Source organism: Streptomyces barkulensis (assembly GCF_002843305.1).
GTDB classification, from domain to species: domain Bacteria; phylum Actinomycetota; class Actinomycetes; order Streptomycetales; family Streptomycetaceae; genus Streptomyces; species Streptomyces barkulensis.
Window position 1 is genome coordinate 1 of record NZ_PGSG01000083.1, and the last position, 4,576, is coordinate 4,576.

Sequence of the window (4,576 nt, forward strand, 5' to 3'; positions counted from 1 at the left end):
GAGCGTTTTCCAACCTCATGCTGATGTAGCGAGGTGGAGGGTGAGGACGGCCTGGACCAGGCCGGTGATCCGGGTGGTGGAGCAGCGGAGCTTGCGCAGCAGTCGCCAGGACTTGAGGGCGGCGACCGCCTGCTCGCCCAGGGCGCGGATGCGGGCGTGGGAGCGGTTGTGGGCCTGCTGCCCGGCCGAGAGCTTCTCCCAGCGGCCCCAGTAGGGCACCCGGACGGCAGGGCCGGCGCCTCGGTAGGCCTTGTCCGCCCAGCAGGCCGCGCCGGTCTCGGTCAGGGCGTCGATGACGCCGTGGGTGCGGGCCGCGCGGAGGTCGTGGACCGCTCCGGGCAGCGCCGGGGAGGCCCACAGCAGCTTCCCCGCCGGGTCGGCGAGGACCTGGATGTTCATGCCGTGCCGCTTGTGCTTGCCGGAGTAGTACGGCCGGTCGGCGGCGATCCGGTCGATCGGCAGCAGCGTGCCGTCCAGAATCAGATACGCCTTCACCGACGCGGTCCGCACCGCGTCGGCCAGGTCGGGGGCGAGGGCCGCCAGGAGTTCGATGGCTTCCCGGATGTAGCGGTGGACGGTGGCCACCCCGATCCGGAAGGCCGCGGCGAGACGGCTGTAGGTGTCGCCGCAGCGCAGGTGGGCCAGGACCAGCAGTGCTTGCCGGTTGCTGGACAGGCGGCGCCACCGGCAGCCGATGGCTCTGCGCCGCTCGGCCAGGTGACGGCTGAGGAACCGCAGGGCCGAACTGGACAGATCGATCGCCGATGGGTAGACAAGCACACGAAGCTCCTGGCCTGACAGGTTGATCTTGGTCGACAACCCATCTACCAGGAGCTTCACCCGTTGCTACCGCCGGGGTCTGTCTCCAACCTCGGCGTCAGGTTGGAAACAGCTCAGGGTCTGCTCGGCCGTACGCAGCCGGCGCCAGGCGTCCGGCTCCTTGTCCATCACCTCGTCGACCAGGGGCCGGGTGAGCAAGGCCAGGCACTCGGCCAACTGCCGCCGGGTGTCCGGAGAGGGCGGGGACTGAACAGGGGCCGTGTACCCGCTGGTGAGATAGCACGCCGGGTCGGCCAGAGTCCATCCCACGACGGCGCCGTCCTGAACGAGCAGTGCCAGTCCGAGGGCGATGCCGATGCGCGCTTCCAGAGGCGCGTCCGGGACTGCGAGGTCCCGCAGGCAGATCAGCTCGGCCGCTTCGGCGTCGCAGTGCAGCACGGTCGCCTGCGGCATGCCGAAATCGCGTACCTCGTCCGCGCGAAGCCCACCCCGGAGAGTCGGAAGCCCGCCGGGGATGTGGATGCCGGCTTCCGCGGGAGCGGCCTCGCTCGGCATGTGGAGCCCGACGCTCACCAGCTCGTGACTCTCCTTGTCGAACCGGATGTCGTCCTCCTCCGACCACAACCACTGCAGGCTGCCGAAGGTGGTCCGTGCCTGCTGCTCGGACTCCGCCCTGCTCGCGAATCCGCCGACGATCACCTGTGGCATGTCCAAGGCCAGACGCGGAACAAAAGGCAACGGAGCGTCCGTCACCACGGCGTCGAGGCTGTTCAGAACGATTTCCACGGGAGCTCCACCTCACCGAGTCCGGTCAGCAGGCCGCAGCTTTTCACTCACTCCTCGATGACAGGTCGGGTGGGGGAGAGGAAGGGATCCAAGCGGGTGTGGATTTCACCTCTGGCCATGACTCGGACACGGAAGGCGTTTTGCCCCGGCGGCTCCTCCATGTCGGCGGAGCGTTCGTAGAGCAGCCCCCAGGAACCGGGGAAGCGAGTCGCGATGTAACGCAAGAGCTCCTCCAGTTCGGCAGCCTCATCACGGCGGCGGTTCACCAAGCCGTTGACCATGACGAAGTACTCGCCGTTGTAAATTTTCAACTCGGCTTCGGTAGTCGCCCAGTCGATATCAGCGATCCGTGTCTGCAGTTCAGTGACACCGGATTCCAGGCCCCCTGCATCCGATTCTTCAGATGATTCTGCAATTCCGAACCAGCCATGAAACTCGTACATTCTCACTCCAGTGGGGTCGTGTCGATCACAGGCTCGACCCCGTAGCGGTTTCCGTGCTCTTTCAGCTTGTTTATGACGCCAGGTCCGGGTTCGCCGTCAAAGTGAAAGTACGGTGTGCGGCCGGATTGTATCGCATATTCAAAAGTCGCCTTAGCTTGATTTCTTAGAGCACTACCCATCTGCATCCCCCCGGGCTTTGATTGTGCGACATACTCGTCGCTTACCGTGTCGATCTCTCGTCCCTTCGGGTCATTCTCAAACTTAACCCGAGACTCCCCGCCAAGGCGCTCGGCAAGTGCATCGGCTGCAGGGTCCGGTTTGTGCACCTTCACCAGTCCGCCCAGCCCACCGTTGTTCTCATAGGGCGCCAGACCGAGGGGGTCGGTCCAGGTGTAGGGGTTGTGGACGTAGGTGGCCGGGTTGGGGGAGGGGGCCAGGCCCAGGGGGCCGGGGGTGGTGTAGCGGGCGGTGGCCGGGTCGTAGTACCGGAAGTAGTTGTAGTGCAGGCCGGTCTCGGGGTCGTAATGCCGGCCTGTGAAGGTCAGGACGTGTAGGTGGCGACGTCAATGGCCGACGCCTCATCCTTGAGGTGGAGTCTTTGCAGGCATGTACTTCGATTTCCTCCATTCAAGGGAGGTTAGGTACTACGTTCAGCCATTCTTTCACCTCTTCGCACCTTCTCCCTTCCTGCTGGACGATATCCTCCACATTCTTCAGTGTGTTTAGCAGATTCTTAATCCGTCGCAGAGTCAACATTTCTTCACGATTCAATTCACACCAACGTGAAGCCTTCTCTCTAATGTCTTCAAGCGGGTAGGGGATCGAGTCGAGAACGAGTCGGCACAGCTGTGAAATGCCCCAACTTTCTCCGATTTTTATTTCTTTGAATTCGCGAATGACGTAAGATCTGACGCGTGCTTCTTCCGTTGCAGAGGAAAGGGGGTCGATGAACCCCATTTCTCTCTTCTTGCGAGCGCACATAATTGCTGCCTCGCCCCATAGAATTCTCTCTTCTTGCGGCAGTGAGCTCTGCATTCTTCCGACGCTCATTTCTCGCAGGCGCTCCAGTTCGGCGCCAGGTGGATTCTCTGCGACGACGAATGCGATGATGCTTCTTGCTCGCTGCGCGGAAGCCTCTCTTGGGCGCGCCTCTCCGGAGGGGTGATCCCGGTTGCCGGGAGATTTACTCGAAGAATTGTATTCCGGCTCGCTCAAAGGCTTTTCTTCCCGTTTCGAGACTTTCGATGGAAGGTTTGTAGTGTCCGCTCTGGTTGTTGATATCCATTCCGAAGTAGCTTCCGCTGGAGCCAGCTATCTCCGCCTCGCCTGCGGCTAGTACTGGGCGTCCCTCGGTGAGGACGGGGTGCTTCAGTTCGGTGCCATCCACATGTTTGGGGATGATGAACAGATCGCCTTGCTCGTCGACTGCCCATTTGACTGTCCCTGAGTTCACTGCGGCGTCGAACCCGTCATCACCCACTCTCAACGGTTTGACTCCGAGTCTTTCCGCGTCAGCCAACTCTTGCGCCAGGTCTTCCGGCATCTGGTTGTGATACGGGCTGAGGCCGAGGGGGTCGGTCCAGGTGGAGGGGTTGTGGACGTAGGTGGCCGGGTTGGGGGAGGGGGCCAGGCCCAGGGGGCCGGTCTCGGGGTCGGCGTACTGGCCGGGGAACCGCAGGAGGGTGTAGGCGGTGGCGTCGCGGTTCCAGGTGGTGCCCCACAGGGTGGTGCGGGTGTGCCAGGCGATCTCGCCCGTCTCGTCGACGAGTTCGGTGGGGGCGCCCACGAGGTCGGTGACGATGGCGAAGAACCGCCGGTCGATCTCGCTCTGGTCGGCGGGATCGAGGAGGCGTTCGGTCTGGGCCAGGGGGCGGTGGCCGTCGTGGTCCCAGGTGAGGGCGACCGGGTGCGGCAGATCGGGTGAGGTGGTGGTCTGCTCGACGAGGACCGGGCCGTCCCAGGTGAAGTCCACCTGTTCGGTGACGGTCTCCCCGTCCGCCGCCAGGCGCTGCTTGGCGATACGGCGGCCCAGCGGGTCGTAGAGGTAGCGCCAGCGGGTGCCGTCGGGGGTGGTGACGGTGGTGAGGCGGTCCTCGGCGTCCCACTCGTAGCGCCAGGTGTCGGGCTTCTTCGACAGCCGGACGCGCTGCCGCAGGACGGTGCGGCCGGCCGCGTCGTACTCGTAGCGGAAGCGCCCGGCGCGGGTGAGGCGGGTGCCGGTGTAGGTGCGCTCGCCGGTGGCGTCGGCGGCGGCGTGCCCGGCGGGCCAGGAGGCGGAGGTCTGGTTGCCGGCCGCGTCGTAGGCGTAGGTCTCGCTCCAGTCGGCCGCGGTGACGGCGGTGACGCGTCCGGCCGGGTCGAGGTCGAAGGCGCGGTGGCCGGACAGGAGGTCGTCGACGGCGGTGAGGTGGCCGTCCGGCCGGTAGTGGTACGTGCGCTGCTGGACGGTGGCCGCCTCCGGGCCGGCGGTGAGGGCCTGGCCGGTCAGGCGCCCGGCCGGGTCCCACCACTGGGCCAGGGTGAGGTGCTCGCCGATGCGGCGGGCGGTCTCGCGCCCGGCGGCGTCG

Annotated in this window: 5 protein-coding genes and 1 pseudogene; all 6 read right to left on the reverse strand. The window is 65.3% G+C overall.

Annotation, left to right across the window (positions count from 1 at the left end):
- Positions 1-15 precede the first annotated feature (15 nt).
- Positions 16-780 carry a transposase family protein gene (locus CUT83_RS15135; RefSeq protein WP_101255401.1) on the reverse strand — a complete coding sequence of 255 codons (765 nt, stop codon included), beginning with the start codon at positions 778-780 and terminating at the stop codon, positions 16-18.
- Between the two features lie 66 nt (positions 781-846).
- Positions 847-1,566: a hypothetical protein gene (locus tag CUT83_RS15140; RefSeq protein ID WP_101256370.1), complete on the reverse strand. Its 720-nt coding sequence runs from the start codon at positions 1,564-1,566 to the stop codon at positions 847-849.
- A 47-nt stretch (positions 1,567-1,613) separates the two neighbouring features.
- Positions 1,614-2,009: an Imm7 family immunity protein gene (locus tag CUT83_RS15145; RefSeq protein ID WP_101256371.1), complete on the reverse strand. Its 396-nt coding sequence runs from the start codon at positions 2,007-2,009 to the stop codon at positions 1,614-1,616.
- A gap of 2 nt (positions 2,010-2,011) precedes the next feature.
- Positions 2,012-2,554: pseudogene (locus CUT83_RS31715) on the reverse strand (restriction endonuclease fold toxin); the annotation flags it as partial.
- A gap of 82 nt (positions 2,555-2,636) precedes the next feature.
- A complete protein-coding gene (locus tag CUT83_RS29835; protein WP_143688569.1) occupies positions 2,637-3,224 on the reverse strand; it encodes a hypothetical protein in 588 nt (195 codons plus the stop codon).
- Positions 3,193-4,576, reverse strand: a 1,384-nt coding sequence (locus CUT83_RS15155) for an RHS repeat domain-containing protein (RefSeq protein ID WP_173915078.1), incomplete at its 5' end; no start/stop codon positions are given. The genes CUT83_RS29835 and CUT83_RS15155, both read right to left, overlap by 32 nt.